Annotated in this window: 26 protein-coding genes; 14 read left to right on the top strand and 12 right to left on the bottom strand. The window is 62.5% G+C overall.

What is annotated here, in order from left to right:
* Nucleotides 1–711, top strand: a 711-nt coding sequence (locus BST27_RS09610) for an oxygenase MpaB family protein (RefSeq protein WP_139805083.1), incomplete at its 5' end; no start/stop codon positions are given.
* Entirely contained in the window at nt 708–956 is a 249-nt protein-coding gene (locus BST27_RS09615) for a hypothetical protein (protein WP_069420146.1), read from the top strand. The genes BST27_RS09610 and BST27_RS09615, both read left to right, overlap by 4 nt.
* A 79-nt stretch (nt 957–1,035) precedes the next feature.
* Here the strand turns inward: BST27_RS09615 and BST27_RS09620 are convergent, their stop codons facing one another.
* The 3 genes from BST27_RS09620 to BST27_RS34465 are packed head-to-tail and all read right to left on the bottom strand — an operon-like array spanning nt 1,036 to nt 3,152.
* On the bottom strand, nt 1,036–2,226 hold the full coding sequence (locus BST27_RS09620; protein WP_069420147.1) for a cytochrome P450: 1,191 nt from the start codon (nt 2,224–2,226) through the stop codon (nt 1,036–1,038).
* 9 nt (nt 2,227–2,235) lie between these two features.
* Nucleotides 2,236–3,021, bottom strand: a complete 786-nt coding sequence (locus BST27_RS09625) for a spirocyclase AveC family protein (protein ID WP_069420148.1) — start codon at nt 3,019–3,021, stop codon at nt 2,236–2,238.
* Nucleotides 3,018–3,152: a hypothetical protein gene (locus BST27_RS34465; RefSeq protein WP_264000795.1), complete on the bottom strand. Its 135-nt coding sequence runs from the start codon at nt 3,150–3,152 to the stop codon at nt 3,018–3,020. Before BST27_RS34465 ends, BST27_RS09625 begins: the two co-directional genes overlap by 4 nt.
* 68 nt (nt 3,153–3,220) lie before the next feature.
* Here BST27_RS34465 and BST27_RS09630 point away from each other — a divergent pair, with 68 nt between their 5' ends.
* Nucleotides 3,221–3,856 (top strand): TetR/AcrR family transcriptional regulator, encoded by a 636-nt coding sequence (locus BST27_RS09630; RefSeq protein WP_069420149.1) that lies wholly within the window; start codon nt 3,221–3,223, stop codon nt 3,854–3,856.
* 5 nt (nt 3,857–3,861) lie between these two features.
* Here BST27_RS09630 and BST27_RS09635 read toward each other — a convergent pair whose 3' ends face one another.
* Nucleotides 3,862–6,048, bottom strand: coding sequence for a hypothetical protein (locus BST27_RS09635; RefSeq protein ID WP_069420150.1), 2,187 nt, complete (start codon nt 6,046–6,048; stop codon nt 3,862–3,864).
* Nucleotides 6,049–6,087: 39 nt separating this feature from the next.
* Nucleotides 6,088–6,690 (bottom strand): TetR/AcrR family transcriptional regulator, encoded by a 603-nt coding sequence (locus BST27_RS09640; protein WP_069420151.1) that lies wholly within the window; start codon nt 6,688–6,690, stop codon nt 6,088–6,090.
* 106 nt (nt 6,691–6,796) lie between these two features.
* On the opposite strand from BST27_RS09640, the gene BST27_RS09645 reads away from it, so the two are divergent.
* The 4 genes from BST27_RS09645 to BST27_RS09660 are packed head-to-tail and all read left to right on the top strand — an operon-like array spanning nt 6,797 to nt 11,372.
* Nucleotides 6,797–7,936 (top strand): spirocyclase AveC family protein, encoded by a 1,140-nt coding sequence (locus BST27_RS09645; RefSeq protein ID WP_232007323.1) that lies wholly within the window; start codon nt 6,797–6,799, stop codon nt 7,934–7,936.
* A gap of 1 nt (nt 7,937) precedes the next feature.
* A complete protein-coding gene (locus tag BST27_RS09650; RefSeq protein ID WP_232007320.1) occupies nt 7,938–8,729 on the top strand; it encodes a CbbQ/NirQ/NorQ/GpvN family protein in 792 nt (263 codons plus the stop codon).
* A complete protein-coding gene (locus BST27_RS09655; RefSeq protein WP_069420152.1) occupies nt 8,726–10,393 on the top strand; it encodes a nitric oxide reductase activation protein NorD in 1,668 nt (555 codons plus the stop codon). The genes BST27_RS09650 and BST27_RS09655 overlap by 4 nt, the downstream gene beginning before the upstream one ends.
* 13 nt (nt 10,394–10,406) lie before the next feature.
* Nucleotides 10,407–11,372, top strand: a complete 966-nt coding sequence (locus BST27_RS09660; protein WP_069420153.1) for an NAD-dependent epimerase/dehydratase family protein — start codon at nt 10,407–10,409, stop codon at nt 11,370–11,372.
* Between the two features lie 3 nt (nt 11,373–11,375).
* On the opposite strand, the gene BST27_RS09665 is transcribed toward BST27_RS09660, so the two are convergent.
* The gene (locus BST27_RS09665; RefSeq protein ID WP_069420154.1) at nt 11,376–12,581 is read right to left on the bottom strand and encodes a cytochrome P450; all 1,206 of its coding nucleotides are present in this window, start codon (nt 12,579–12,581) and stop codon (nt 11,376–11,378) included.
* 402 nt (nt 12,582–12,983) lie between these two features.
* Here BST27_RS09665 and BST27_RS09670 point away from each other — a divergent pair, with 402 nt between their 5' ends.
* Nucleotides 12,984–13,580: a TetR/AcrR family transcriptional regulator gene (locus tag BST27_RS09670; RefSeq protein ID WP_069420155.1), complete on the top strand. Its 597-nt coding sequence runs from the start codon at nt 12,984–12,986 to the stop codon at nt 13,578–13,580.
* A 52-nt stretch (nt 13,581–13,632) separates the two neighbouring features.
* Here BST27_RS09670 and BST27_RS09675 read toward each other — a convergent pair whose 3' ends face one another.
* The 4 genes from BST27_RS09675 to BST27_RS09690 all read right to left on the bottom strand — a co-directional run bounded on the left by BST27_RS09675 (nt 13,633) and on the right by BST27_RS09690 (nt 17,462).
* On the bottom strand, nt 13,633–14,253 hold the full coding sequence (locus BST27_RS09675; RefSeq protein WP_069420156.1) for an EcsC family protein: 621 nt from the start codon (nt 14,251–14,253) through the stop codon (nt 13,633–13,635).
* Nucleotides 14,250–15,185 (bottom strand): lytic transglycosylase domain-containing protein, encoded by a 936-nt coding sequence (locus BST27_RS09680; protein ID WP_069420157.1) that lies wholly within the window; start codon nt 15,183–15,185, stop codon nt 14,250–14,252. The genes BST27_RS09675 and BST27_RS09680 overlap by 4 nt, the downstream gene beginning before the upstream one ends.
* A gap of 179 nt (nt 15,186–15,364) precedes the next feature.
* Complete coding sequence (locus tag BST27_RS09685; protein ID WP_069420158.1) at nt 15,365–16,822, bottom strand: phospholipase D-like domain-containing protein; 1,458 nt, start codon at nt 16,820–16,822, stop codon at nt 15,365–15,367.
* Between the two features lie 61 nt (nt 16,823–16,883).
* The gene (locus tag BST27_RS09690; RefSeq protein ID WP_069420159.1) at nt 16,884–17,462 is read right to left on the bottom strand and encodes a TetR family transcriptional regulator; all 579 of its coding nucleotides are present in this window, start codon (nt 17,460–17,462) and stop codon (nt 16,884–16,886) included.
* A gap of 235 nt (nt 17,463–17,697) precedes the next feature.
* Between BST27_RS09690 and BST27_RS09695 the strand changes: the two genes are divergently transcribed.
* The 4 genes from BST27_RS09695 (at nt 17,698) to BST27_RS09710 (ending at nt 22,408) form a co-directional block, all read left to right on the top strand.
* Nucleotides 17,698–18,564 (top strand): amidohydrolase family protein, encoded by an 867-nt coding sequence (locus BST27_RS09695; protein ID WP_069420160.1) that lies wholly within the window; start codon nt 17,698–17,700, stop codon nt 18,562–18,564.
* Nucleotides 18,565–18,570: 6 nt separating this feature from the next.
* Complete coding sequence (locus BST27_RS09700; protein WP_069420161.1) at nt 18,571–20,799, top strand: acyl-CoA dehydrogenase family protein; 2,229 nt, start codon at nt 18,571–18,573, stop codon at nt 20,797–20,799.
* Between the two features lie 121 nt (nt 20,800–20,920).
* A complete protein-coding gene (locus tag BST27_RS09705) occupies nt 20,921–22,114 on the top strand; it encodes an amidohydrolase family protein (RefSeq protein ID WP_069420162.1) in 1,194 nt (397 codons plus the stop codon).
* Nucleotides 22,115–22,123: 9 nt separating this feature from the next.
* Nucleotides 22,124–22,408, top strand: coding sequence for a hypothetical protein (locus BST27_RS09710; protein ID WP_069420163.1), 285 nt, complete (start codon nt 22,124–22,126; stop codon nt 22,406–22,408).
* A gap of 20 nt (nt 22,409–22,428) precedes the next feature.
* On the opposite strand, the gene BST27_RS34470 is transcribed toward BST27_RS09710, so the two are convergent.
* A complete protein-coding gene (locus tag BST27_RS34470; protein ID WP_069420164.1) occupies nt 22,429–23,937 on the bottom strand; it encodes a serine/threonine-protein kinase in 1,509 nt (502 codons plus the stop codon).
* A gap of 126 nt (nt 23,938–24,063) precedes the next feature.
* Here BST27_RS34470 and BST27_RS09720 point away from each other — a divergent pair, with 126 nt between their 5' ends.
* Nucleotides 24,064–24,909, top strand: a complete 846-nt coding sequence (locus BST27_RS09720) for a peptidoglycan recognition protein family protein (protein ID WP_079219910.1) — start codon at nt 24,064–24,066, stop codon at nt 24,907–24,909.
* A gap of 53 nt (nt 24,910–24,962) precedes the next feature.
* On the top strand, nt 24,963–25,604 hold the full coding sequence (locus tag BST27_RS09725) for a TetR/AcrR family transcriptional regulator (RefSeq protein WP_069420167.1): 642 nt from the start codon (nt 24,963–24,965) through the stop codon (nt 25,602–25,604).
* 95 nt (nt 25,605–25,699) lie between these two features.
* Here the strand turns inward: BST27_RS09725 and BST27_RS09730 are convergent, their stop codons facing one another.
* Nucleotides 25,700–25,930, bottom strand: coding sequence for a hypothetical protein (locus tag BST27_RS09730; RefSeq protein ID WP_069420168.1), 231 nt, complete (start codon nt 25,928–25,930; stop codon nt 25,700–25,702).
* Between the last annotated feature and the right edge of the window lie 66 nt (nt 25,931–25,996).

The raw sequence follows: 25,996 nt of genomic DNA on the forward strand, positions 1-25,996 counted from the left end.
CCCATCATGCCCACCACCAGCCGGTATCAAGATCAAGATCTCAGCCCGCCACCGCAGGGTCGATCGGTGGATTCAGGCTTAGCGGTCGCGATCCTCGGAACACCCGAAGATCGTGCCGCGTTCCGCGAGGCGGTCAATGGCTCGCACAAGCACGTCAAGTCGACCGCCGATAGTCCCGTGAAGTACAACGCGTTCGACCGTGAGCTTCAGATGTGGGTGGCCGCGTGCCTTTTCGTCGGCCTCGAAGACACCTACCAACTGCTGCGCGGGGAGATGACACCCGAACAGTCCGAACAGTTCTACCGCTCGGCATGGACGCTGGGCACCACGTTGCAGGTCACCGAGGATCAATGGCCGCCCACCCGTCAGGAATTCGACACGTACTGGGCCGAGGCCTGCGAGCGGGTCTCCATGGACGAGACGGTCCGTCGCTACCTGCAGGATCTGATCAACCTGCGGATGATCAACCCCTTGATCGGCATACCGTTTCGGCCGTTGGTGAAGTTCTTGACCACCGGTTTCCTCGCACCGGTCTTCCGTGAGGCGATGGGGTTGCGGTGGAGCAACTTTCGTCAGTACCTGTTCGAATTGCTGTTCCGGGTGGTGGCACTCGTCAACAGGTTCATACCGATATTCATCCGTCAGGGGGGTAGCTATCTGTTACTCGCCGACGTGCGACGGCGCGTCCGCACGAAGCGAGCGCTGGTATGAGCGCCCGCTTGGTGCGCCGGGTGCTCAGTCACCGCGTCAGCGTCGAGGCGATGGTCGAGTTCTCGCTATGGGTGGTGTGTATCTACGCCACAATTGGCCTGGTGTGGGCCTTCTTCCAAGGCGAACCGGTGCAGACGCTCGATGCCTCGTTGCGAACCAGACTCCCCGCAGGTTCGGAGGTCGCGGCGTTCCTCTTGGTGGGCGCACTGTGGCCATGGCAAGTGTTAGGAGCGCATTTCTGCTAGGCGGGACAATCCGACTTGATTGAATGGCTGAGTGAGGCACTCAGTTCCACGCCCTTGCAGTTTCTCAACAGGAAACTGGCTACCCAGTCTTGACCGGCAGCTGTGCCCAACCCCGCACGCTGGATGTCCGTGCCCGGCGCGCGTTGTCGTAGTCGACCTCCCAGTCGGTCCATCGTTTGAGGACTTCTTCAAACGCGACGCGCCCTTCGAGGCGCGCCAAGGCGGAGCCGAGGCAGAAGTGCAGGCCCTGGCCGAAACTCAGATGTCCGCCCTTGCGGTGGATGTCGTAGCGATCGGGTTCGGTGAATTTGGTTTCGTCACGATTGGCAGATCCGTTGAGCAGCAACATGTAGGAACCCTCAGTCACCGTCTGCCCGTACAATTCGACGTCCGCCGCGACGTAACGCGCCTGCACCGGCGATGGAGGCTCGTAGCGCAGCGTTTCCTCCACAGCGGAGGGAATCAACGACGGATCGGCGACGAGTTCGTGTCGTTGGTCGGGATGTTCGCCGAGTAGCTGGCCCATGAAACCGATGAGGCGAGCGGTGGTTTCGTTGCCGGCACCGGCGATCATCGCCGTGTAGGCGAGAACTTCGGTGCGGTCGAGCCGGCGCCGGGTTCCATCTTGTTCCTCGACCTCGGCGTTGAGCAGTTCCGTCATCAAGTCATCGGACGGGTGCTTGGAACGCCACTCGATGTAGTCGGCGAACAGAGCGATCGAATCCTGGAAGATCGTGGCGCTGATGTCGCCGTGTTCCGCACCGACGGTAATGGCCTTGTCATTACGGTCGCGAATCGACTGTTGCTCCTCTTCGGGGATCCCCAGCAGATAGCCGATAGTGCGCATCGGCATGATCGCCCCCAAATCGACGACGAAATCGAACCCGTCCTGGTCACGCAGCGGATCCAATGCGCGAGAGCAGAATTCGCGCACCAGGTCTTCGACCGCCAACATCCGGCGCGGCGTGAACACTCGCGACAACAGTCTTCGATGCAGGTCATGCAGCGGAGGGTCTTCGAACAGCAGAATTCCCGGCGGCACTTCGATACCGCTGAACAAGATGTCGGCCGTAGTGCCTCGTCCCGACCGATACGTCTGCCAATCATGAAGTGCCGGAGCCACATCGTCGTAACGGCTCAGCGCGTAGAAGCGGTATTTCTCGTTGAAGTACAGCGGCGCCTCGGCCCGCATTCGCTTCCACACCGGGTATGGATCGTCGTCGATCGCATAGTCGAACGGGTCGTAGTAGAGCTCTGTGGTCTGTATCAATGATCTGCCCTAATGCGGTTGATTCGGTACGCCAGGGAATAACTGCTCGTTGGATCCCGAAGTCACGTAACCGCCCAGCATGGTTATCAGGTGCGGCGCAAAGACGGCGCCGTAGAGGAGGTTCCCGATCAAAATGACTGCACCGATGGACAGCGCGGTCGACTTGACCCGGCTCTTCGTCTTCGATTCCGCCCACATCTCAATGACGTTGCGGCCGAAGGAATCCGTTCGCCCGAGCAGATAGGCGAACACCATCATCTGCACGCCCAACGCGATGGAGTCGTAGATCGGGTACTGGTGCTTGGTGCCCTCGAAGACGGCTAGTCCGGGAATCACGTAGGCGTAGTAGAAGACCCCTAGCCGCGCGCCGAGGAAGGCGTTGAACACGAAAGCCCAGCAAAATCCGACGATGAAGCCCACCGTGAGGAGCGTGAACGGACGGCGCCAACCGAACCGAGCGGCTACCTTGTTGCCGAGCGCTGCGCCGATGACGGCGGGCAGCACGAAATAGCCGATGTACCCGACGGGGACCGACGACGGCAGCCCACCCCAGGTCATGTTCAACGGCCACCACGAGGGCATCCGGGGCAGCGCGGGCGGGAACTGCGCGTACATCGCCCAGTCGTAGGGCGCCTCGATCCAGGAGAACGAGATTGCCGAGATGCACAGCAGCAGTAGCGGATGCACGCGACGTTGGCGAATGCTCAGATACACACCCGCCGCGGTGAACGCGATGCCGCTACTCCAACCGAAGATGACCGCGCCGGTTAGTAACGGCGTCATCTCCGTGCTCATCGACTCCTCCCTTCCCGCGGCGTGTCACGATCGCCGCCACGGGCTTCCGGATCGAGGTAGTAGACCAAGGCGAATATCAATGCCATCAACCCGAACAGGGTGCCCAGCATGATGACGGCTCCCATGTTCATGCCACACCTCTTCCCACGGATTAATAGTGGACACTATTCTAAGTCGGAGGTCAAGGACGCTATCGTGAATGACCATGCCGCCGTCCGCTCAACCGCTGCGCCGGCCGCGTGGCGAACCGCGCCGACTGCTGCTCGACGCTGCTCGCGAGCTGTTCGCCCGGCGCGACTACCGCAGCACGACGACACGCGAAATCGCCGAGGCCGCCGGCGTCAGCGAGTACCTGCTTTTCCGTAACTTCGGCTCAAAAGCTGGGCTGTTTCGCGAGGCGCTGGTGCTTCCGTTCACGAGCTTCGTCGAAGAGTTCGCGCAGACGTGGCAATCGGTCATCCCCGAGGAGACCGAGGAAGAAGAATTGGCCCGACTTTTCATCGGACGGCTTTATGACGTGCTGGTGGAGCACCGCGGCTTGCTGCTGACGCTGTTGGCGTCGGAAGGCTTGAGCCCCGAGGAACTCGCCGCCACGGGGATCGCCGACATCAAGCAAGCGCTCGCATTGCTGGGCCGGATCAGCGCGGAAGGCATGCAGCTGCGTGGATTTCGGTCGAGCCAGCCAGATCTACCCGCGCACTCCACGGTGGCGATGATCGTCGGCATGGTCGCGTTGCGGTCGACGTACTTCGGCGAACCGCAGCCCTCGCGCGAGGCGATCGTCGAGGAACTCGTCCAGGCGACTCTGCACGGCTTTCTACACCGCAACGATTAATCGCACTATGCGGACTCCTCAGCCGAGTTGTCGCACGGTGGAAGTCGATGCAGCGCGTCGGATCCTTCGCCTTCGATATGCAGATGGCCTTGTCCATCCGTGTCGGTGACGACGCCGATGTTGAGCTCACTGCCGACGGCGTTGTCCGGTGTCACCAGAAGCTGCAGTTCCCCGGAATCGACGTACAGCACTGCGTCGTCGTTGGAAAGCTTCCAGGGCTGGCCATCGTTTGGCCAACGCCCACCGACGAAGCGGATCCTGTTGTGGTCCGCCACTGGGCCAGTGTCGTTTCCATCTTCCTCGTCACCTGTTGCCTCAGCCGTGACGCAACTGACCCACAGTTTGGCCGGCAGTTCGCGGAAGTACACGGCGAGACGCTGCCGGTTGAGATCGACGGCAACTGGAATGCCTATGGGAGGCAACAAAGTTCCCTCTGGGCGGTCGTTCAGCGACTTCTTGACTTGGCGCGACCCAATCCCGGCGCCGAACCAGTCGATCGTCAACAACGTGCTGAAGTACTGCACGATCGCCAGCGTGAGGACACTTCCCGCACTGGCTCCCACCCCTGCGCCCACCGCCCAGGTGACCGGCAACGCCAGCAGGCTCATCACGGCCGTGGCACCGGCCGCGGTTGCGGCCTTGCCGGCCAAAGTCAGGTTGAAATCTGCATTCACGTCGGGCTCCGGGGGGTTCTGCGTTGGTCGCACCCCCACGGTTCTGGGCAACTCGTCGAATCGGTCGTTCACCCGTTTGACTTCCGCCTCGTAGCCCTCGTCGCTCAGCTCACCGGCGCGCCTCTTTTCGCCGGCGACGGCGAGGGCCCGCTCTAGGGTTTCTATAGTTTCTAAGGTGCCGGCCCGCGCCTTCTCCTTGCCCTGCGGGTCGCGGGGTATGTCGTCAAGGACCATCTCGTAGATCACCTTGAAATTGGCCTTGAAGTCGTAGAGCGTGGTGTCGGCGCTCACGGTGCCGTCGATGACGAGCTTGCCGTCGCCGGTTCGGGGCACGATATCGGCGTCCAGAGCGTCGAGGCTGCGCTCTTCCCCGCCGATGCTGATGGTCTTCGGGCCATTCAGCAGACACGGCGCATCGGCGTCGAAGTCGTCTTCGTTCAGTCCGAAGTTGTTCATCACCGTGTCTCGAACCTGCCGCAGGATGCTGAAGCCAGTGACGGCCAAACCGGCCTTCTCACGTGGGTTTTCGGCCAGGATCGATGCGGGCAGTCCTTCGCCGGCCGGGAGTTCGCGCAGTGTTTGAAGCTGCACCACCAGAGACTCGTGCGTGACGGTCTCCTGTGGGGATTCGACCTCGAAGCGATGCACGATGGCATCGAGATCCTTGAACGAGCTGTCGTCGTCCGCTTCGGGATCGACGGGCAACGTCTCCGGAAGGATGTCGACGATGCCGCCGTCACCCATGTCGGCCATTTTCGGACGGACCGCATCGGCAATTTGGGCGGCCAGCGAGTCGAGCATCCTGATTCTCGCCTCTTCGTCGGAGATGGTGGGATGCTGCAGCCGTTCCAGGCCCACCATCAGCTGGCCGGCGATGCTGTGTGTAATCCAGTGCGCCTCGGCGTGGTCGAGTTCCCAGGTGATCATCGGGGTTTGTCCGGTGAACACGGTGCTCCCATCGGAGCGGCGCTCGATGTTCGGACCGAACAATCGCGGGGTGTACTTGTCCCCCTCTTCCCCCAGCCTGGCGGCCACCAACACGGGAGCATCCTGCTTGTGAAAGTTCAGCGCGATGGTCTGCCTGCCCGGTTCTGTTTCGTGTGGCTCGAGTTGATCGTGCAGCGTCAACCGTCCGAACAGCGGTATCTCGTTGTACGCGATCTCGCGTGATTCGCCGGCACGGGGACCGTCCGGGATCGTTATGGTCACCGGCGGCAGCTTGACCAGCGGGATACAGCTGACCGAGTCGATCACGATTTTCGAGTTGAAGACCACCAGGTCGATCGCGAAATGGCGTAACGGATCGCGCAATTCACCGTCGTCGGTCTCTTCTTGCCATAGCCGCTGATGCGAATCGAAGATGAACCAGACGCGATCCAGCGTGAGGTCCAGAGTGGCCGTCGCGGAGTAGCCGGGACCGTCGACGGACTCCGTGTACTTGTCGCCGCTGAAGATGCCGGCCGTCTGATCCTGGACGCGTTCACGATGGATCTCGATGATCGTGTCGGGGCAATGCATGTGGGACTAGTACCCAATAACGCCCGTTTTGAGTCGGCGTTAGGGCAGCTTGATGGCCGAAACGTACATTTCCAGGATTGGCCGGTAGAGGTCGACGTCGTCGAGTTCACTGCCCAGCACGACGGAATCACTGGTGGCGATGAGCAGTTGCGCGAAGGTCACGGGCGGGATCAACAGGGTTCCGCCGAGCCGGTTCATGCCCTCGTTGATGAACTTCGCCAGGGCATCGACGACCTCTGATCTCTTGGCGGCCACCCGGTTTCGAGCCTCGGGATTACGAAGCAGATAAAGGGTGAACTCGTGCCCCAACGCCGCGTGCTCGGCACCGCGATCCCGGCTCAGTTGGCGCCACCGCTTGGCGATCTCGTCGAGCTCGCGCGCTCCGATGTGCCGCGCGGACGACATGACCTCGGCGAAGTTGTCGAAGTAGCGCCGCCAGTACCGGTCACTGACCGCCAGGAAGAGGTCCTCCTTGGTGGTGAAGTGCTTGTAGATGGCGCCCTTCGTATACCCGGCGGCGTAGGCGATGTCGTCGAGAGTTGCTGAGGTGAAGCCTTTTTCGGCGAAGACGTCCTCCGCGGCGTCCAGTAGGAGCGAGCGCGTGTGCTCTAGGCGCCGCTCCCTGGTCCAGCGCTCCACCATGCGGCTGATTGTGCCACAGAATCTGAGAGTCTCGTTGTTCAGCCAGATACTGGTTGGTATATTCCCGGCAGTCGGGGTGCCAAAGGAGACGTTTGTCGTGAGCGAACTGTTGAGCAAGGATGCGCCCGTCGATCTCGGTGCTCAGCCACCGGTGAAGCCGGTTCGGATTTGGGCCGCCGTTGGCGCCGCGGTGCTGGTTCTGCAGGTCTATGTATGGGTACGGTGGATCACCGGGCCATATTTCGAGCGGGTGCCCGGCGGGCCGAACGATCCGCCGCTGTACATGAAGATCCCCTTGATGGCCAACGCGATCGTGCTGTGGGCGGGCCTGCCGTTCGCCGTGTGGTGGTTCTTCGTGCGGCCCTGGCGCCGGGAGCGGCGGATCACCCTCGATGGCATTCTTGTGGTCTCCATCGGGCTGATGTTCTTTCAGGATCCGCTGCTGAATTACTTCAACACCTGGTGTACGTACAACACCTGGTTGTTCAACCGGGGCTCGTGGTCGTCGCACATTCCCGGCTGGGTATCGCCGGAGGAGCCGGGTCACCAGGTTGCCGAGCCGCTGCTGACGAACGTGCCAGGCTACGCGTACGGCGTTCTGCTGATCACCATGGCCGGCTGCTGGGTCATGCGCCGCATCAAGGCGAAGTGGCCCAACATCAGCAACCTGCGACTCATCGCCGTGACCTACGCCATCGCGTTCGTCTTCGATTTCGTCATGGAGGGTCTGGTCCTGCTGCCGATCGGGTTCTACACCTACCCCGGCGCCATCAGGGCGGTCTCGGTGAACGCCGGCACCTATTACCAATGGCCGGTCTACGAAGGTCTGATGTGGGGCGGTGTCCAGGCGGCGTTGTGCTGTCTGCGCTACTTCACCGACGATCGCGGCCGCACGGTCGTCGAGCGCGGGCTGGACCAAGTCCGAGGCGGCTTCGCCCGGCAGCAGTTGACCCGCTTCCTGGCCGTCTTCGCCGCCGTGAGCGCCTGCTTCTTCGTCTTCTACAACGTCCCCGCTCAATGGCTCGGGATGCATGCCGATCCCTGGCCCGAAGACCAAATGAAGCGGTCGTACTTCAACGGAGGCATCTGCGGCGACGGGACGAATAAGCCATGTCCCCACCCCGTCATCCCGATACCGACCAAACGGTCCGGCTTCGTTGATTCCGACGGAAAGTTCGTCCTTCCGGAGGGTGCCGAGCTGCCCAACACCGTCCCATTCGAACCCCCCTCTGAACGGGGCAAATAGGTTGACGGATTGCGAGGCACCGTTCTACCGGGCTGTCGGCGATGAGGTGGACGTGTTCCGGGCCGCGGCGCGTCGCGGACTGCCAGTACTTTTGAAGGGCCCGACGGGATGCGGGAAAACCCGCTTTGTCGAGGCCATGGCCCACGAGCTCGGACGCGATCTGATTACCGTCGCCGGCCACGAGGACATGACCTCGGCGGATTTGGTCGGACGCTTCTTGCTGAAGGGCGGCGAGACGGTTTGGGTGGATGGGCCGCTGACACGAGCCGTGCGCGAGGGCGCCATCTGCTATCTGGACGAGGTGGTGGAGGCGCGCCAAGACACCACGGTGGTCATCCATCCGCTCGCCGATCATCGTCGTGAGTTGTCGATAGACCGGCTCGGCGCGACATTAACCGCAGCACAAGGCTTTCAGCTGGTGATCTCCTACAACCCCGGCTACCAGAGCGTGCTGAAGAACATCAAGGAGTCGACCCGGCAGCGATTCGTCGCCATCGAACTGGACTTCCCGCCCGTCGAGATCGAAACGGAGATCGTTGCCCATGAAGCGGGCATCGCAGTCGAGACTGCGCGTCCTCTGGTCAAGCTCGGCAACGCCATCCGAAGTCTGGACGGCTCACCGTTGCGCGAAGTGGCCTCGACCCGGCTGTTGATTCTCGCCGGCGGACTTGTCGCGGAAGGCCTTACCCTGCGTACTGCTGTGCAGGCGGCAATAGTGCGGGCGCTCTCCGATGACCGCGAAATCGTCCGTGCCCTGGGTGAACTCGCCGACGCCGTGCTACCCCCGACGTGACCGCATCGGAGTTGCGGCTGCTCGCCACCTTTGTTGCGGGTCAGTCTGTGGACGTTGCCGAGGCACCGCCTGGTGTTGCCGCGCACACCAACGGCCGAGTGATCTACGTATCGGCGGGCCGCTCCGTCGTCGAGTGGCGCCGCGAAATGTTGGTGCAGAGCGCGCTGCTCGGCGCGGGAAGTCTAAACCCGCGGCTGGTAAAGGCGTTGCGGGTTCGTCCTTCGGTGGCGCGGCGCTACCTCGCGCTTGAGGGTTCTCGCGTGCTTGCCGCGCTCACGGATACCCTTCCGTTGGCCGCTGGCCTGTCGTCCGGGCTGACCGTGTCTACTACAAGTGCGGAAGAATCGCTCGAAATGGCCAGGAGCCGAGGCAAAGTCCCGGATCCTCCCGATTGGTTCGGTGTCATCAGACCGTCGCAGTTGTTGTCATCCGCTGCGCCGTCCGCCGGAACGCGGCCACGAAACACCGACTTGTCGGTGAAGTTTGCGTCCGGCGATACGCCGGACGACGACGAAGACGAGACGCCTCGGGAAAGTAAGATACTCAAGCTCTTTCAGATCCCGTTGGGACCACAGGGAATTTCTGACTTCCTCCGCAAGTTGCTTGGCGGTTCGGGCTCCACCCGTCCCAGCGCGGCCGGCGCCGAGTTGCCGGTTCGATCCGTCCGGCGCGCACGCGCGGTTGGAGCGCACGCCCGGCCCCTGCCCACCCGCATCCATTTCGCCGGCACCACCAACCCCGCTGCTGCCGTCGGCGTAGGCGGCGCCTTGTATCCGGAGTGGGACGTCCACGGCAACCGGTACCGACCCCAGTGGTGCCGAGTCGTCGACTTTCCGCTGACGATGTCGGCTGAGATTTCCGCCGCCGACGTCCCGCACGATGATGTGCTGCGACAACGGCTGTCACGTATCGGGCTCGGCCCCAAGGTGTTACGCGCCCGCCCCGACGGCGACGAGCTTGATGTCGAAGCGCTCATCGACTTGGTCGTCGATCTGCGGTCGGGCTACTCACCACCCGAACACGTCTACTCTGAACGCCGCAAACTCGCACGTAACCTAGGCGTCCTCATACTGGTCGACGCCTCTGGGTCGGCTACTGACACCGACCCGAACGGCCTCGCTGTCCATGACCATCAACGCCGGGCGGCTGCGACGTTGGCCGCTACGCTAGAAGACCTCGGCGATCGCGTCGCTGTCTATGCGTTCCGGTCCGACGGCCGGCATGCGGTCCAACTACCTGCGATCAAACCATTCGAACGACGCTTCGGCGCTCTCGAGCGAGCCCGACTCAACCAGCTGCAACCGTCGAGCTATACGCGGCTTGGCGCGGCGATCCGCGGCGCCGGAGAGATTCTCAAAACCCAGGCGGGAACGCCGAACCGACTGCTGCTCGTGCTGTCCGATGGATTCCCGTATGACCATGGCTATGAGGGGCGGTATGCCGAGGCTGACGCCCGCAAATCCCTCGAAGAACTCCGCTCCGACGGTGTTGCCTGCCTGTGTCTTTCGATCGGCGCTGCCACAGCAACCGACGAACTCGAACGCGTCTTCGGCTCCGCGGGGTATGCCTGCGGAGCGACACTGGCGGAGCTGAGCCCACGGATGGACGAGCTGTTCCTGTCGTCGCTGCGCGAACTTGCCGCCCCGATACCACTGCGAGGATGAAACATTGAAGGTATTGCTGACCGGCGCGATGGGCAACATCGGCCATTCGACCTTGACGGCGTTGCTCGATGAAGGACATGACGTCGTCGCGTTCGACATCTCGTCTCGTAGGGCGCGCAAGCTCGCAGCCAAACTCGATGGGCATGTCCGCGTGGTGTGGGGCGATATCACCCAGCCTCATTCGGTTCGCGCTGCGCTGTCGGACGTGGATGCGGTAATCCACCTGGCGGCAATCATTCCTCCCTACTCCGAGCGGGCACCCGAACTCGCGCGGAAGGTCAATCTTGACGGAACACTCAATCTGATTGCGCAGATGGAAAGTTCGCCCACGGCCAAACGGCTGATCTTCGCGTCATCAGTGGGTGTTTGCGGTGATGTGCAGGATCGGGAGCCGCCGCTGCGTGTCGACATGCCAACGAATCCCACGGACGAGTACGGCCGGCACAAGGTGGCCTGCGAGCAAGCCATCCGGCAATCGCAGCTCCATTGGAGCATCCTGCGACTCGCGGCGGTGTCGCCGATCCACCTGCAGGCGGTGGATCCCAGCATCATGTTTGAATTCAGCCCCGATGCGCGGTGTGAGTTTCTCCATCCTGCCGATGCGGGTGTGGCATTTGCACGCGCGGTGGATTGCGCGGAGACGGTTGGGAAGACGTTGTACGTCGCCGGCGGCCCCGAGTGCCAAATGACCTACTACGAATTCACCAATACACTGATGGATGCGATTGGCATTGGCCCCATTCCGGTCGACGCCTACGTGCAGGCGACGCCCCCTCGCTTCTTCGGCGACTGGGTGGACACCGCCGAGAGCCAGCGCCTGTTGCAGTATCAGAAGCGTCGACTCAGTGATCAATTGGCGGACATGCAGGAGGATTTCGGCATGCTGTTGCCGTTGCTTCGGCTGGCGCGTCCGCTGGCCACCTGGTACGTCACCCGCAGCTCCGCACACCTCAAAGAAACCCGTCGGCGGTCGGGCTGACGACTACGTGGGGATGATGGCCGGCATTGTCTCCCAACCGCGCACGGTTGACGAGGGTGACATTACGGCCTTCGACAGGTCGATGTCCCATTCCGGGAAACGAATCAGCAGCTCCTCCAAGGCGATCCTGCCTTCCAAACGCGCCAGGGCGGCACCCAGGCAGAAATGTGCGCCTGCGGCGAAGCTGATGTGGGTCCTGCCGCGACGGTGGATGTCGAAACTGTCGCCGTCGGGTGGGAATTGCCGGTGATCGTGGTTGGCGGCACCGATCAGGAACATCATGATGCTGCCCTGAGGCACGATCTGGTCGTAGTACTCGACGTCGCGCGTGACATATCGAGCCACACGGGGTGCGGGTGTTTCCAGGCGGAGGATTTCCTCGACCGCGTCGGGGATCAGCGAGGGATTGGCGACGAGTTGTGCGCGCTGATCGGGGTTTTCGGCCAGTATCTTGCCAGCCCATCCGATGAGCTTGGTGGTTGTTTCGTTGCCTGCCACTTGGAGGAGCGCAACATAAGCGAGTATTTCCGCTCGATCTAGCCGTCGTCGAGTTCCGGTTTCGTCCTCGAATTCCACGTTGAGAAGTTCCGTGACGATGTCGTCGGACGGGTTTTCTGCGCGCCAGTCAACGTATTCCTCGATGAACTCGTCGTCGAGGAAACCCGCCGTCGGGAGCGACATCCCGCTACCGCTCTGAGCGTTGACCGTCGCGTACACACGGTCTCTCCCGACTTCCTGCCGTTCCTCGGGAATGCCCAGCAGCATTCCGATCACGCGCATCGGCATCTGCGCGCCCAGGTCAGCGACGAAGTCGAATCCACCCGCACCGACCAGAGCGTCCAAGCTGCGCACGCAATATCCACGGATCATCGGTTCTAGTTGCGCGATCTTGCGCGGTGTGAACATGCGCGACAACAATTTTCGGTGGATGGTTTGACGGGGCGGGTCGTCCATGACAATGAGACCTGACGGAATTTCCATCCCTGCTTTGATCACTTCAAGCACGTTCCCCCGCGCTGAGCTGAACGTCTCGTGCTCGCGGAGACCCTTTTCCACGTCGGCGAAGCGGCTGAGCGCGAAAAAGTCATATTGGTCGTTTCGGTACAGCGGCGCTTCATCGCGCAACCGTTTATACGTCGGATAGGGATCGACAGTCAGCGAGGCGTCATACGGGTCGAAATGAACATTCATTGAGGTATTCGTTGTCATGTGTGGTGAAGCTCCCTTCGCGTTAAGACGCAACAACGGAGTGCGAATGTCCTTGCACGCGACGCATGCTGACTCGCTCGACTTAATACCGAGGCATGAAATCGAGCAACATTTCCAACGCGATTCGACTTTCCAGCCTGGCCAGCGCCGCATCGAGACAACTGTGAACTCCGTACCCAAACGACGAACTCAATGGCGTAACTCCTTGTCCATCGCTGCCGATGTAGTGCTGACCGCGTGTCCAGGCGAGGGCTTGGGTCGAAACGGAGGCCCAGTCGACACAAAAACCCTTTAAGCTGGTGAGTTAAGCACCTGCTTAACACTAGCCAAGGCGAGCTCCTCGTTCAAGATGGCTTAGGATGACAGCCGAGATCAGGCCGGTCGCACGAATCGAGCAAGTGGGTGGCATCGCCGCGAAGAATTGGGTCGCCGGACGCGAAGACCCGTCAGCTGCTTCTCGACGCCGCCGAGCGATTGCTGCTGGAGGACGGCTACTCTGCCGTCACGGGTCGTAACGTCGCGAAGAAAGCTGGCCTGAGGTCGCAGTTGGTCCCGTACCACTTCGGCACCATGGACGGCCTGTTCCTCGAGGTCCTTCGACGGCGCGCCGATCAAGGACTCGAACTTCAACGCCAGGCGCTCAAGACGGACAAACCGCTATGGGCCCTGTGGCGTATGGGCACCGACACACGGGTGATCGTTTTTGGCATTGAGTTCATCGCTCTCGCCAACCGCCGCAAAGCCCTGAAAGACGAGCTTGCGCGATACGTTGAGTTGCTACGCGACGAGCAAATCAAAGCTTTGTCAGGCATTCTCGAGGGCTACGGAATCCCTCCAGATGAAGTGCCACCCGAAGTGGTGATGACGTTGATGCGCAGCGTGACCGGTGTACTGGCTATCGAAGAGACACTCGGTGTGACGTTAGGCCACGCCAAGACCGTTGAGTTCGCTGAACGCTACATCCGCCAACTTGAGGGTGACCCGCCCGACGCAAATTAACCAATTCTTGCTGGCACCCGACGAGGATGGCCCTCATCGATACTGGGTCCCCCTAGTTGACCGGCACGAAGATTTCCTTGGCCGCCTTGGCAATTCGGTTAAGAGCAACCGCATTCATGCCGGCGCCGACGCCGCCACCGACCACGGGGATACCCCTGATCAACCTCACCGGACCTTTGGTCGCGAACTTCCGGATTAGCCTGCGCCCCACCTTCATCTCGAGTTTCAGCAGGTTTTTCTTCGACAACTCGCGCAGGGAAGGTACAGCGGTACCGATCTCCACCCCGACATCGCTGAGTACCTTGGCCGCCCCGCGGCCCAACAGCGAGACCAGGATCGCGGTCCGGACTTCCTCCGCGTCGAGGTCGTAACCGCGCAGCACCGCAATTGCGGCCGACATCCGGGCACACAGCATGTGAAACGCGGTCACGTCTGCCGGAAGTGCGACGGTGAGAGTCGCGAACCCGGCTACGCCCGAGGCGAATCCGGAGGACGCCACCCGTACCCGATGCTTCTCGATCAGGCGAGCGATCGCGGCTTCAGGGTCGTCATACTCGGCGCGCAGTTCTTCGGCCACTTCGGTCGCCGATTTGTAGGGCCCGAACCCACTAACCCCTGCGGCAAGGACTTTGTTGACGAATTCGACGACCCGGCTGGAGTCCGGATTACTCACTGCGGGTGGGTCGCCAGATACTCGGAAACTGGAATCCGTTGTGCCGCATAGTATCCGACGGGCAAAAGGACGTCACCAGAGCTCGTGACGTAGTAGACGTCCCAGCGGTGATAGTCGCCGAACGCGGCCGGATCGTTGGCCATCGCTGCGGCGTAGTCATTGACGGCGGCAACATAGTGGCTTGAGTGGTTGTAAGCGTAGATGGCTTGGTCGGGGTTGCTGGCGAAGCCGTTGGCGGCCAACATTCGGCCCGCGGCGATGATGCTGTCGTGCGGCGAGTTGATGTCGCCGCCGTTGCCGTAGCCGGCGAACGTGGACGGCAGGAACTGCATCGGGCCTTGCGCACCCGCCGTGCTCACCCCGTTGATACGGCCGAACGCGGTTTCGACGAAGTTGATCGCGGCTAGGTAGTTCCAGCCCACGCCCGTCGCCGCCTCCGCGGCGCGGTAGTCACCCAGCAGCTCATCGGCGGGCGTGGGCGGCACGATGTGCCACGCGGGCAAGGTGTCCTTTGCACCGCCCCCACCCAGCGCGGTGAGGTGACGCCGCGCGTCGATGTTGAGGTCATAGAAGCCCTGCAGCTGCGCCGGGATCTTCGATCGCACCATCGCGTCCCACTCGGGGTGACGTCCGATGGTGCGGTACGCCACTTGCTGACGGTGGGCCGCCGCTGACCGCGCGGCCTCCGATGCCCCCGGATCGCGCAGCGTCTGCTCATCGGCGGCCAGGTCGGCGCCGAGCAGGCCGGGCTCGGCCGCAAGCGCCGGGTCCGCGGGGTGCGTCGTAGCAATCGGAGCGGGCGCGGCAATGGTCGTCCTAGCCGGCCCGGCGGTCCACGACGTGGTCGACGGTGCCCAGACCATGGCCCCTACCCCGATCCCTACCGCGCTTGTCGCAGCGAGCAACGCTGCGCCTATTCGTGCAGTTCGCATGGGTACATCCTCTCCGCCGCGTCAACGAATAGCCAGGGCGGGATGAATGGCGAACCTCGACGCAAGTGTGCTGGTGAGTTTCTCTCCCGCCCGGGCCTTCGAAGCAACGCGGCTTCCCCCGTGGTGATGCCATTCTGGCAAAGCCCGCTGTCGAGCGGAATGGCGATCTCGCGGGCCGGCTAGTCCCGGAGGCGAGCAACAAACCGCTGAACGCTGCGGGCCAGCGAGCGCGGCACATGATCGGGGTCCATCAGGTCGTTCTCCGCGAGCCGGCTCGCCTCGTCGGAGATCGTCTGATCGGTAAACGGCCGCAACGATCGGCCTTCACCTTGCAAAGCCACTACAGCTTTGAAAAAGGAACCGGACCGATCCATCGCACCAACAAACGCGTCGACCGAGACACCCAGGTGTTCGGCCACCAGCTTGTTTCGCACATAAAGGATTTCGTGCCGGACGCTGTCGTGCTCGGGGCTGCTCGGGTCGGCCTCGATGGCCAGATCGCACTCACTGTCGAACCCCATCGACCGGTTGTTGAAATTCGACGATCCGATGCGCAGCAGCCGATCGTCGACCACCAACACCTTCGAGTGCACGTATACCGGTGAACCGCCGTCGGTCACCGGCCAATAAACGCCCAACCGCCCATGCTCGTCCGCATCCCACAGGACCTGAATGAGACGGTGCCGCGCGCCGTCCATCGTTTCTCTCTCGATCCGGTTGCTGCCCTTTCGGGGAAGCACGATGACGACTTCCGGCCCGTTCTCGTCGCGGAGTCGAGCGGCCATCTCCTCGACAATCCCGCGCGCGGCCAGATACTGATTCTCCAGGTAGATGGTGTGGCGTGCTGATGCGATGGCTGCGCGATTGAGTGCCTCGACCTCCCGAACCTCCGCGCGACCGTCCAATTCGGGCAGGGTGCGCGCGATTCCGATGTCGACGTTGCGCAGCGTCGGTTCTAGCTTGCTCGGCCAGGCGACATGCTTGGCCTCGACCGGCGTCAAGGATTGGCCCGTCGCAGTTTCCCACCGCTGCCGCGCCAACTCGGCCAGGGCGCGCGCGGCCGCGCCGTCCACCGCCGCCCCGACCTCGTGTCGCGCCCCGTAGCTGCGGCCCAGGGTCCGGCGACTGCGGTTGTCATGCTCGTGGGCTGGAGTGTCCCATCGCTGGACGGTCAGGTCGATGCCGCCGCAGAAGGCCACCGCATCATCGACGACGGCGATCTTCTGGTGATGGACGGCGCCGGCGGGATGGGCACCGTCGACCGCGAAATGGATTCGCCTACTACTGACCCGATTCAACAGCGACGTCGGAGTAAGCCCATACCAGAGGTCGTCGAAGGCCGGGAGCAGTCGCAGATTGGACCTCAGCAGGTAGACCTCGAGACCCCGCCGCTTCCAAAGCAACCACGAAAGGAACGGGCCCAGCTGATTGGGACCCGGAAGGGTGATGGTGCCTCGTTCGAAGTTCATCCTGGCGTCCAAATCCCAGGCAATCACCATGATCCGGTGCTGGGCGCGCAGCATCGCCGCCTTGACGTGCTTGAAGTAGTCAGCCGCATCGATGATGTCGGCGAACTGATCCGCATGAGCCACGCGCCAGCACGTCTGGTCCGGAATCAGGAGGCGGTTGTCAGGCACGCCGCATGTCTACCCGCTCAGTGCCCGGATCAGTCGTTGCGCGGGGTGGCTAATTGTTTCGTCAGCGCTGTTGCGCAGTGCCGGTGTTGATAAGGGCCCGCGCCACCCATTCGACTCGGCTCAGCGCTTCATCCAACGTCAGGCTCCGCACCAGCATCCCGGTGATTGCGCCGGCCAAAGCGGCGTTGATGCCGAAACTGACATTCGGAATCTCTTCTGGCGCAACGCCATCGAGGAGTCGGTTGAACATGTCGATGTTCGTCCGATTCATCTCGTCGATCGTCGCCCGGACCTCGGGAACGGTGGAAATCATCATCTGGTGCATCAGCGCCGTCATCTCGGGGTTGCGATGAAAAGCGCGCACGGCACGACGAAGGTATTCCAGCATGCCGGACAACGGATCCTGCTCGGGAGGGCGGGCAGCGGCCATGATCCGCCGCGTCAGGCGCTTCTGCCAGTCTTCCAATGCCGCCGCCAGCAGGTGCTCCTTCGAGCTGAAGTACCGGTAGACGGTCGCCAGCGCCACTCCGGAACGCTGGGCGACGTCGCGCATCTGCACGGCCTCAGCACCAACGTCGCCAATGAGGTCGATCACCTCTTCGATGACCTTGGCGCGACGAACCAATTGGCGGCTGGTCATGGTCGCGAGCGGCAAGACGGCGGACTCGGCCCGCTCGGCACGAGACTCAGGAGCGTTGACGATGATTCCCTTCCCGAGAACGTTCTTCTTCTCTGCTCCACGTATGATACGTCATACTCACGAAAAATGTGCTGTTATCGCAGCTAGTTGCGTTTGGTGAACTTGACACTAATAGAACCGCGTTTCACTATTGATGAGTAACGGCGGCCACGCCACTCGCCAGATCGGAGGACACATGGCCGGGCCCGTAGGTCTGCCGGTGATCGACACCATGATCGGATTTCCCCACGAGGGGTCCGCTCAGTACGACTTCATCCGCAAGCAAACCAAGGACCGTCAGTCCAAAGAGGACTTCGAATTCCCCGTTGAGTACATGTTCAAGGATGTGCCCAAGGGGTTGCCGACCGACGACCCGGTGTCGCTGGTTCTGCAGCAGATGGACAGGTTCGGCATCGAGAAGGCGATGATCGGCGTCGGTGAGGACTCCGCACGGCTCGCCCTGAAGCTGTTCCCCGACCGCTTCATTCCGTCCGGCGCGCTCGTCGACCCGAACGACGTGATGGGTTCGGTCAAAGCGATCCGCCGAGAGTACGAGGAATACGGCATCCGAGCGACGTCGGTGTTCCCGGCCGGGACCTTCCCGCAGGTCGCTATCGACGACCCGAAGATGTACCCGATCTATGCCACGTGCGTCGAGCTTGGCATTCCTATCTTTGTCTGCGCGGGCGTGCCCGGCCCCCGGGTTCCTTTTGCACCACAAGAAGTCTCACGCATTGACGTGGTGATGTTCGACTTCCCCGACCTGGTTTTCGTCACCCGCCACGGGTGCGAACCCTGGGAAGATATGGCGGTCAAGCTGATGCTCAAGTGGCCCAATCTCTACTACTCGACGTCAGCTTTCGCCCCGAAGTACTACCCGAAGGCGATCATCGATTACGCGAATTCGCGTGGCGCCGACAAGGTGCTCTACGCCGGATACTTTCCCATGGGACTGTCCCTGGAACGGATCTTCAGCGAGCTGCCGCAAGTTCCGCTGAAGGACGAAGTATGGCCGAAGTTCCTGTACGGCAACGCCGCCCGGATCCTCGGTTTGGACGGCTGAGGACTTATGGGACTGGCGATCACGACCGAACAGGAACAGTTGGCCGATGCCGTGGGCAGATTCGCGGCTCGCCATGCGCCGATAGACAAGACACGCGCGGGATTCGACTCGATTGCGGCGGGCGAAATACCGTCCTGGTGGGAGCAATTCACCGCGCAGGGCTTTCACGCCGTGCATCTGCCCGAGGACGTCGGCGGCCAGGGCGGGACTCTGGCCGAGATGGCCTGTGTCATCGAAGCGGCGGCCGCAGCTTTGCTACCCGGCCCACTGCTGAGCACCGCGACGGCAAGTGCGGTGGCAAGTTTGGCCGGCCCGTCCGGGGCGTCCTTGCTGGCCGAGCTGGCTGCGGGCAAGACCGCTGTGGTCCTGCTGCCCGAAGATGGCGATATCCGCGCCACCCCCGATGGCGATGGTTGGCGTCTCGACGGCTCTTCTGCCTCAACGCTGGGAATATGTGCAGCGCAACGGATCCTGCTGGCCGCGCGGTCGGAGTCGGACGACGAGATTTGGTTCGTTCTTGATCCGCCCGAATCACGCGACCCGTCTTTCAGCGTCGAGCAACAACGCGGAACCGACCTGTGCACCGACGTGGGCGTGCTGCGCTTAGTCGAGCACCGCGTCCCAGCGGCGTCGGTGCTGTCGGGCATCTCCGCCGTGCGGGCCCGCTGCATCGTGGTCAGCCTCGCCGCGTGCGCGGCCGCCGGGACGGTTCGTCGGTGCGCGGAGGCGGCAACGGACTACATCCGGACCCGCGAACAGTTCGGCAAGCCCGTCGGCAGCTTCCAGGCCTTGCAGCACAAGGCCGCCGTGCTCCTCGTCAACTCCGAACTCGCTGCGGCCGCGGCCTGGGACGCGGTTCGCGCCGTTGACGAATCCATCGAGCAGCACCGACTTGCCGCGGCGACGGCAGCATTGATGGCGGTTTTCGTCAGCGCCGACATCGTGTTGGACGCGCTGCTGATGTTCGGCGCGATCGGGTACACGTGGGAACACGACACCCACCTGTACTGGCGTCGCGCCACCAGCCTGGCGGCATCGTTGGGACCAACAACGCAGTGGAGGCGTGAGTTGGGCGAGTTGGCCCTAACCATGAAGCGGTCCACCGCGGTTCAGCTTGGCGACATCGAATCGGAGTTTCGCGCGCGGGTTGCCGAAATCCTGGACCGCGCAATGGCGTTGGACAACGCATGGCCCTCGGAAGACCGGCGCGAGCCCGGTCGTGCCCACGGCGATCAGCGCGACCTGTTAGCACAGGAAGGGTTGGTTGTTCCGCACCTGAAGCCGCCGTGGGGCCTTGCCGCCTCGCCGGTCCAGCAGGTGATCATCGCCGACGAGTTCGAGAAGCGCCCAGCGTTAATAAGACCCTCGCTCGGCATCGGTGAGTGGATCATCCCCACAATCCTCGACAACGGATCGGACCTGCAGCGGGAGCGGTTCGCCTGGCCCACCCTGCGTGGCAAATTGCGGTGGTGTCAGCTCTTCAGCGAGCCAGGCGCGGGCTCCGATCTAGCGTCGCTGAGCACTCGAGCCACCAAGGTCGACGGCGGATGGCTGGTCAACGGCCACAAGATTTGGACTTCGCTGGCCGATCAGGCGAACTTCGGGGCGCTGCTGGCGCGCACCGACCCCGAGGCGCCAAAACACCGCGGCATCAGTTACTTCCTCATCGACATGTCCTCGCCGGGGATCAACGTGTCGCCGATCAAGCAGGCCAGCGGGCGGTCGGAATTCAACGAGGTTTTCTTCACCGACGTCTTCGTTCCCGACGACATGCTGGTCGGTGCGCCCGGCGACGGCTGGGCCCTGGCGGTGTCGACCATGGCGGTGGAACGCACGGCGATCGGCAACTACGTCAAGATCGATCGCGCGGAGGCGCTTCGGCACATCGCGGAGATCGATGGTCCCGACCAGGATGCGGCCTTGATCGCTCTCGGCGACGTGGAGGCCTACGCCACCGCCATCAAGGCGATGACCTTGCGCGAGACATTGCGCCTGGTGGAAGGGCACGGCGCGGGCGCGACCTCCAGCATCGCCAAATACGCGATGGTGATGCTGCTGCGCCGCGCCTCGACCGCGACGCTGAACCTGACCGGGCGCATGGCGATGCTGGAGGAATCCGATCCAGCGGTTTTCCAGCCGTACTTCGACCTGCCGGCCGAGCTCATCGGCGGCGGTACGCCGGAGATCCAGTTGACGGTCATCGCGTCGATGGTGTTGGGACTGCCACGCAAGTAATGAGAACCACGTTCTTGGCATTAGCTGAATTGCTACTAGTGGAATGGCTCTCGAGTTAGACTAAGCTGAAACATGGTTCTAGTTTTGCGCGATCGGCCCCCATGGAAAGGACGGCGCCGCCATGACGACAGAGCTTCCGTTCAAGTTCTTCGACTGCGACAACCACTACTACGAGGCAATCGACGCCTTCACTCGCCATATTGAGCCGGAGTACAAGAAGCGCGCCATCCAATGGGCACAACTCGATGGCAAGCAGCGTCTGATCGTCGGGGGCAGGGTCAACAGGTTCATCCCGAATCCGACCTTCGATCCCGTGGGCAAGCCCGGCGCACTGGACGACTACTTCCGTGGCCGCAACCCTCGCGGCGCCGAGTTGAACTCGCTGTTTGGTGAATTGGAGCCGATCAGCGCCGCGTATCGCGACCGCGACGCCCGGTTGGAACTGATGGATCAACAAGGTATGCAGGGTTGCATTCTGCTGCCCACTCTCGGGGTAGGGATGGAGCAGGCCCTGCTGCCTGACCTGGATGCCACCGCTGCGACGTTCCGGGCATTCAACCGGTGGATGCACGAGGACTGGGGCTTCGCCTACCAAGAGCGGATCTTCGCCGCGCCGTACATCACGTTGTGCCAGCCGGACAACGCCGTGCGCGAACTCGAATGGGCACTCGAGCGCGACGCACGCTTCATCGTGATGGTGCCAGGACCGATCACGACCGCCGTCGGCATGCGTGCTCCCGCCGACCCGATGTTCGACGACTTCTGGCGACTGGTGAACGACTCGGGCATCACCGTCTGTTATCACTCCGGCGAGACCTACTACTCGAAGTTCATGCCCGCGTGGGGCGAAGCGGACTACATGATGTCGTTTCAGGCGTTGCTCGGATTCCGCTCGTTGTTCTCCGGGGATCCACTTCAGGACACGTTCGCCAACCATCTGCACAAGGGTCTGTTCCTCCGGTTTCCCAACCTGCGCATGGCGTGCATCGAAAGCGGCTCGGCCTGGGTGTTTCACCTGTTCGAGAAGTTGACCAAGTCCTACGGCCAGATCCCACAGCTCTACCAGGAAGACCCCCGAGAGACCTTCAAACGCCACGTCTGGGTCTCGCCCTTCTACGAGGACGAACTGGCCAGCCTGCTGAGGCTGCTGGGCGAAAAGCGCATCATCATGGGGTCGGACTACCCCCACGTCGAAGGCTTGGCGGACCCGGCGTCCTACATCAAGGACCTGCAGAACTTCGACTACACGCCCCAACAGTGCCGAACTGTCATGCGCGACAACGGTATTGAGTTGTCGGTCCGTCGTCCGGTGTGACCCGCCACGGTGAAGATCGACAAGTCGAACCTGGTCGCACTGCTGTTGGAGGTCGGCGAGGAGAACGCCGCAGTGCTCCTGGCGCGTTCGCTGCTGCCGGATGAAATCGACACCGAGCGCGATCTGGACACCCTCATGTCGTTCGGGTTGGAACGTGATCAGGTCGACGAGTTCGCGGAGCTGGCGATCGGAACGATCGAACCTGATGACGTCAATATTCGGAGCCAGCGCGACGAATTGCAGGAGACGATTTCTCGTCGGTGGGCGGAGCTTGTCGACGGCTGGGTGTCGTAGCGGCGCAACACGGCACGACCTCAGCAGGGAATGATGTACTCCGGGTCAGTCGTGTAGTTCAACCACTTCCCATAGGCATTGCCACCAGCGGCACGCACTTTGGCACACACCGCGCTCTGTGTCATGCCGGCCGGTACGTAAACGGCGTAGATGGGGTTACCTTCGGTGGTTCTCTGACGCAGTGACGGGCAGGATTGGTCGGTGCGAAGGTACAAGGCACCCGGGTAGGCGTCGAGCAGACGCTGCACGCCGACCGCATATAAACCCGGGGTGGTGACCGAGCCCAACACGACGATCCCCTGCCCGTTGCACGCCGGGTTCCTGATGGGTGTCGACAACCCAAGGTCTCCGCCCTGGCCGACCGGTGAAGTTGTTGTGCGAGTAGGGGTCCCGACGCTCGGCGGTGCGGCTGATTGGGTGATCGTCACCGGTGGTTGAGTGTGAGTCACGGTCTCTGGCGGCGCCATCGTTGCCGTTGCAGGCGGTATTGCACTGGGGTAGGGCGCAACCGCAGTGGTCGGCGCCGAGGAAGGCTGAGCCAATCGGGCGCCGATATACGCGACGACTCCCACAGCGATCAGTGCAGCGATGCCGCCGGCAATCATCGCTAGCCGGCGGTCGGGTGCGTCGCGCCGAGGAGTCGGGATGGGCGGAGCGACCTGCGTGGATTCAGCCGAACTGGTCGAACCGGCAACGGCGTCACCCAGGGCAGCCGCGAAATCACGGCAGGTATCGAACCTATGCAGCGGCTTTTTTGCCATTGCCGTGGCCAGTACGTCGTCAACCGGCGCGAGGTCAGGACGCAAACGCGCAAGCTTCGGCGGCGACGATGACAGATGCTTACCGATCACAACGGCTGGATTGGAGTGGGCGAACGGCGGCTTTCCTGCGAGTAGGTGGAATGCAGTAACAGCGAGGGCGTACTGATCTGCCCGGCCATCGAGATCCTTGCCCGTCAGCTGCTCCGGCGCCGCATAAAGGACCGTACCCACGGTCATGTTGGTGGCTGTCAGGCCGTTTGCATCATTGGTATCGCGAGCGATTCCAAAATCCGCCAGTAGGATTCGGCGATCACCAGCCGTCCGGCGGTCGGTGAGCAATATGTTGGCCGGCTTTACGTCTCGATGCAGCAGGTGGCGCTCGTGGGCATAGTCGAGTGCGTCGGCCACAGCCGACACGATCTCGACTACATCTTCCGGTGGCATTCCACGGGGAAAGCGTTTCCGCATCAATTGCGCGGCGTCAGTGCCTTGGACGTACTCCATAGCGATCCATAGCTGGCCCTCGTATTCACCGCGATCGTGGACGTCGACGATGTGCGAATGCCACAGCGAAGCAGCGATGTCGGCTTCACGGGCGAAACGTTGGCGATATTCCTTGTTCGCGCTCACATCCGCGGGGAGGATTTTCAAGGCTTCCTGCTTGGGCAACCGTGGATGCTGAGCGAGGTAGACCTCGCCCATTCCTCCGGCCCCCAACAAACGCTCGATGGTATAGCCAGCAAACACTGCACCATTCGCAATGGGCATGCCGGAAATCTTAAGATCACCGACCGACAAACTCTACGGAGTCAAGAGCAATCGGCCGGGAAGTATCTTGAGCCGCACCGCAACCGATCGTGGCCCAACTGCCCGCCTTATCCGTAAGGTGAGGCCATGAACGCCCCAGCGAATGGCGGGCCCGGTAAGCGGTCGGACGCGGTCAGCCGACGCCGGCTGCTCTGGCTGGCCGGCGGCGTCGGAATCGCCGCGACATTTGGCGCATGCTCGAACAAGACTGCGGCAGACCCGGCGCCGGGGCCAACGAGCAGTCCCAGTCCTGCTTTGTCGAATCCCTCGGCGGTCGGCCCGACCGATGCCAGCCAGCCAACCATCGCACCACCGGAGCCAGCCACTTCTGCAGCACCCGCCCCTGCGGCATCGGCCCACTTACTGTGCCGGGATGCCTGGGGTGCCCGGCCCGCCCGCCCCGGAGGCAAGCCACACACTCCCGATCGGTTGACGGTCCACCACTCCGCCGTGGTTCTGGGCGCCAACAGCAACGCGCCTAACCGATTCCGCCAGGACCAGCGGTACCACCAGGACCAACTGGGTTGGATCGACATCGCGTATCACATCGGCATTGACCGCGACGGCCACATCTACCAATTGCGTGATCCCAACATTGCCGGCGACACCGCGACGGAGTACGACACGACGGGCCACTTCCTGGTCTTCTGCGAGGGCGACTTCGACAAAGAAACCGTGACGGATGCGCAACTCTATTCAACCGCCCTCGTGTGTGCGTGGGCCGCACAGACCTATCACATTTCAACCAGCACTCTGCGCGGCCACCGGGATTTCGCTCAGACATCGTGCCCGGGTGCAAATCTCTACGCCCACATTTCCTCCGGCGACCTCAAAGAACGCGCCGACAAGCTTCTGGCCGGCGGGGTGAACCTGCAGCCATTCTGCGGTCCAGAGGCCGCTGCGACGGTGGCGGCCATCGAGGCGGGCAGCTAATGTCCAGACACCATGTCTAACCATTTTGTCTAGGTTCGCGGTACCCTCATCCCGTGGTCGCCACAACGCGCAAGTCCCAATCGTCACGCCAGCAACGCCGTGCCGAGATCGAGCAACAGCTCCTGGAGGCCACCGAGCGGCTGATGGGCGAAGGCTTCGCCTTCACCGAATTGTCCGTCGACAAGCTGGCGACCGCGGCCGGCATATCGCGGGCGACGTTCTACATCTACTTCGAGGACAAGCGCCAGTTGCTCCTGCAGCTGACCCGCCACGTCTTCACCGAGCTCGCCGAGGCCGCCGGACTCTGGTGGGACGTTTCCGAGCGACGCGACCCCGACGACGCGCGTCGCGCGATCCGTCAACTCCTCGCGGTGTATCGCAAGCATCAAACCGTCATCACCGCGGTTGTCGAAGTGGCAAGCTATGACGCCGTCGTCGCCGAGAATTACAAGGCGATAGTCGACAGCATCAGCGAAGGTGGCACTGCCGCGTTGGAGCGCGGCATCAATCAGGGGGCGGTGACCGGCTTGCGACCCCAAGAGACGGCTCGCGCGCTGACGTGGATGGTGGAGCGGGCGTGCCAGCAAATGGTGCGGTACTCACCACCCGAAGAGGACGAGGTCATTGCTGAGGCTCTGACCGAGATCGCCTGGCGGGCCTGGTATTTGGAGCCCGCTGACCCAGCGGGCGGGTAACACGGCTGGGTTCGGTCTGGCAGATCACGGCGTTGGCCAGCATCCTGCTTTTCGATTTGCCTTGGGACACAACGTGGCCCGATTGAACTGACTTCTTACGCGGCAAGCAGTGCGTGCGCCTCGACATCCTTGATGCCGCGACGCAGGTGGTCGGCCAGGAACCATTCCGCGTTACTGTGCGATTCGCGCATGGCCTTCTCGACGGCAAGCTTGGCGCTCCTCAGGCTTCCGTGGCGTTCTTCACCATCGGTCACCAGTGCATCTAGCACCGCCGCCACGGCCTCCTGAAAGGCGCCGGCAAAAGCCATCGTGCTCTTGATCGTCACTATGGCCCCTCCCTCTCTCGTCTGGACTTCAGAACCAACCTGATCGGCGCATGCAGGATTTGAATT

The organism is Mycobacterium intermedium, assembly GCF_002086275.1.
Classification (GTDB): domain Bacteria; phylum Actinomycetota; class Actinomycetes; order Mycobacteriales; family Mycobacteriaceae; genus Mycobacterium; species Mycobacterium intermedium.

Bases quoted from the DNA above. Each gene is read 5' to 3' on its own strand.
- BST27_RS09615 (WP_069420146.1), top strand. From the start codon at position 708: ATGAGCGCCCGCTTGGTGCGCCGGGTGCTCAGTCACCGCGTCAGCGTC.
- BST27_RS09625 (WP_069420148.1), bottom strand. From the start codon at position 3,021: ATGAGCACGGAGATGACGCCGTTACTAACCGGCGCGGTCATCTTCGGT.
- BST27_RS34465 (WP_264000795.1), bottom strand. From the start codon at position 3,152: ATGAACATGGGAGCCGTCATCATGCTGGGCACCCTGTTCGGGTTGATG.
- BST27_RS09630 (WP_069420149.1), top strand. From the start codon at position 3,221: ATGACCATGCCGCCGTCCGCTCAACCGCTGCGCCGGCCGCGTGGCGAA.
- BST27_RS09635 (WP_069420150.1), bottom strand. From the start codon at position 6,048: ATGCATTGCCCCGACACGATCATCGAGATCCATCGTGAACGCGTCCAG.
- BST27_RS09640 (WP_069420151.1), bottom strand. From the start codon at position 6,690: ATGGTGGAGCGCTGGACCAGGGAGCGGCGCCTAGAGCACACGCGCTCG.
- BST27_RS09665 (WP_069420154.1), bottom strand. From the start codon at position 12,581: ATGACAACGAATACCTCAATGAATGTTCATTTCGACCCGTATGACGCC.
- BST27_RS09680 (WP_069420157.1), bottom strand. From the start codon at position 15,185: ATGCGAACTGCACGAATAGGCGCAGCGTTGCTCGCTGCGACAAGCGCG.
- BST27_RS09690 (WP_069420159.1), bottom strand. From the start codon at position 17,462: ATGACCAGCCGCCAATTGGTTCGTCGCGCCAAGGTCATCGAAGAGGTG.
- BST27_RS09695 (WP_069420160.1), top strand. From the start codon at position 17,698: ATGGCCGGGCCCGTAGGTCTGCCGGTGATCGACACCATGATCGGATTT.
- BST27_RS09700 (WP_069420161.1), top strand. From the start codon at position 18,571: ATGGGACTGGCGATCACGACCGAACAGGAACAGTTGGCCGATGCCGTG.
- BST27_RS09705 (WP_069420162.1), top strand. From the start codon at position 20,921: ATGACGACAGAGCTTCCGTTCAAGTTCTTCGACTGCGACAACCACTAC.
- BST27_RS34470 (WP_069420164.1), bottom strand. From the start codon at position 23,937: ATGCCCATTGCGAATGGTGCAGTGTTTGCTGGCTATACCATCGAGCGT.
- BST27_RS09720 (WP_079219910.1), top strand. From the start codon at position 24,064: ATGAACGCCCCAGCGAATGGCGGGCCCGGTAAGCGGTCGGACGCGGTC.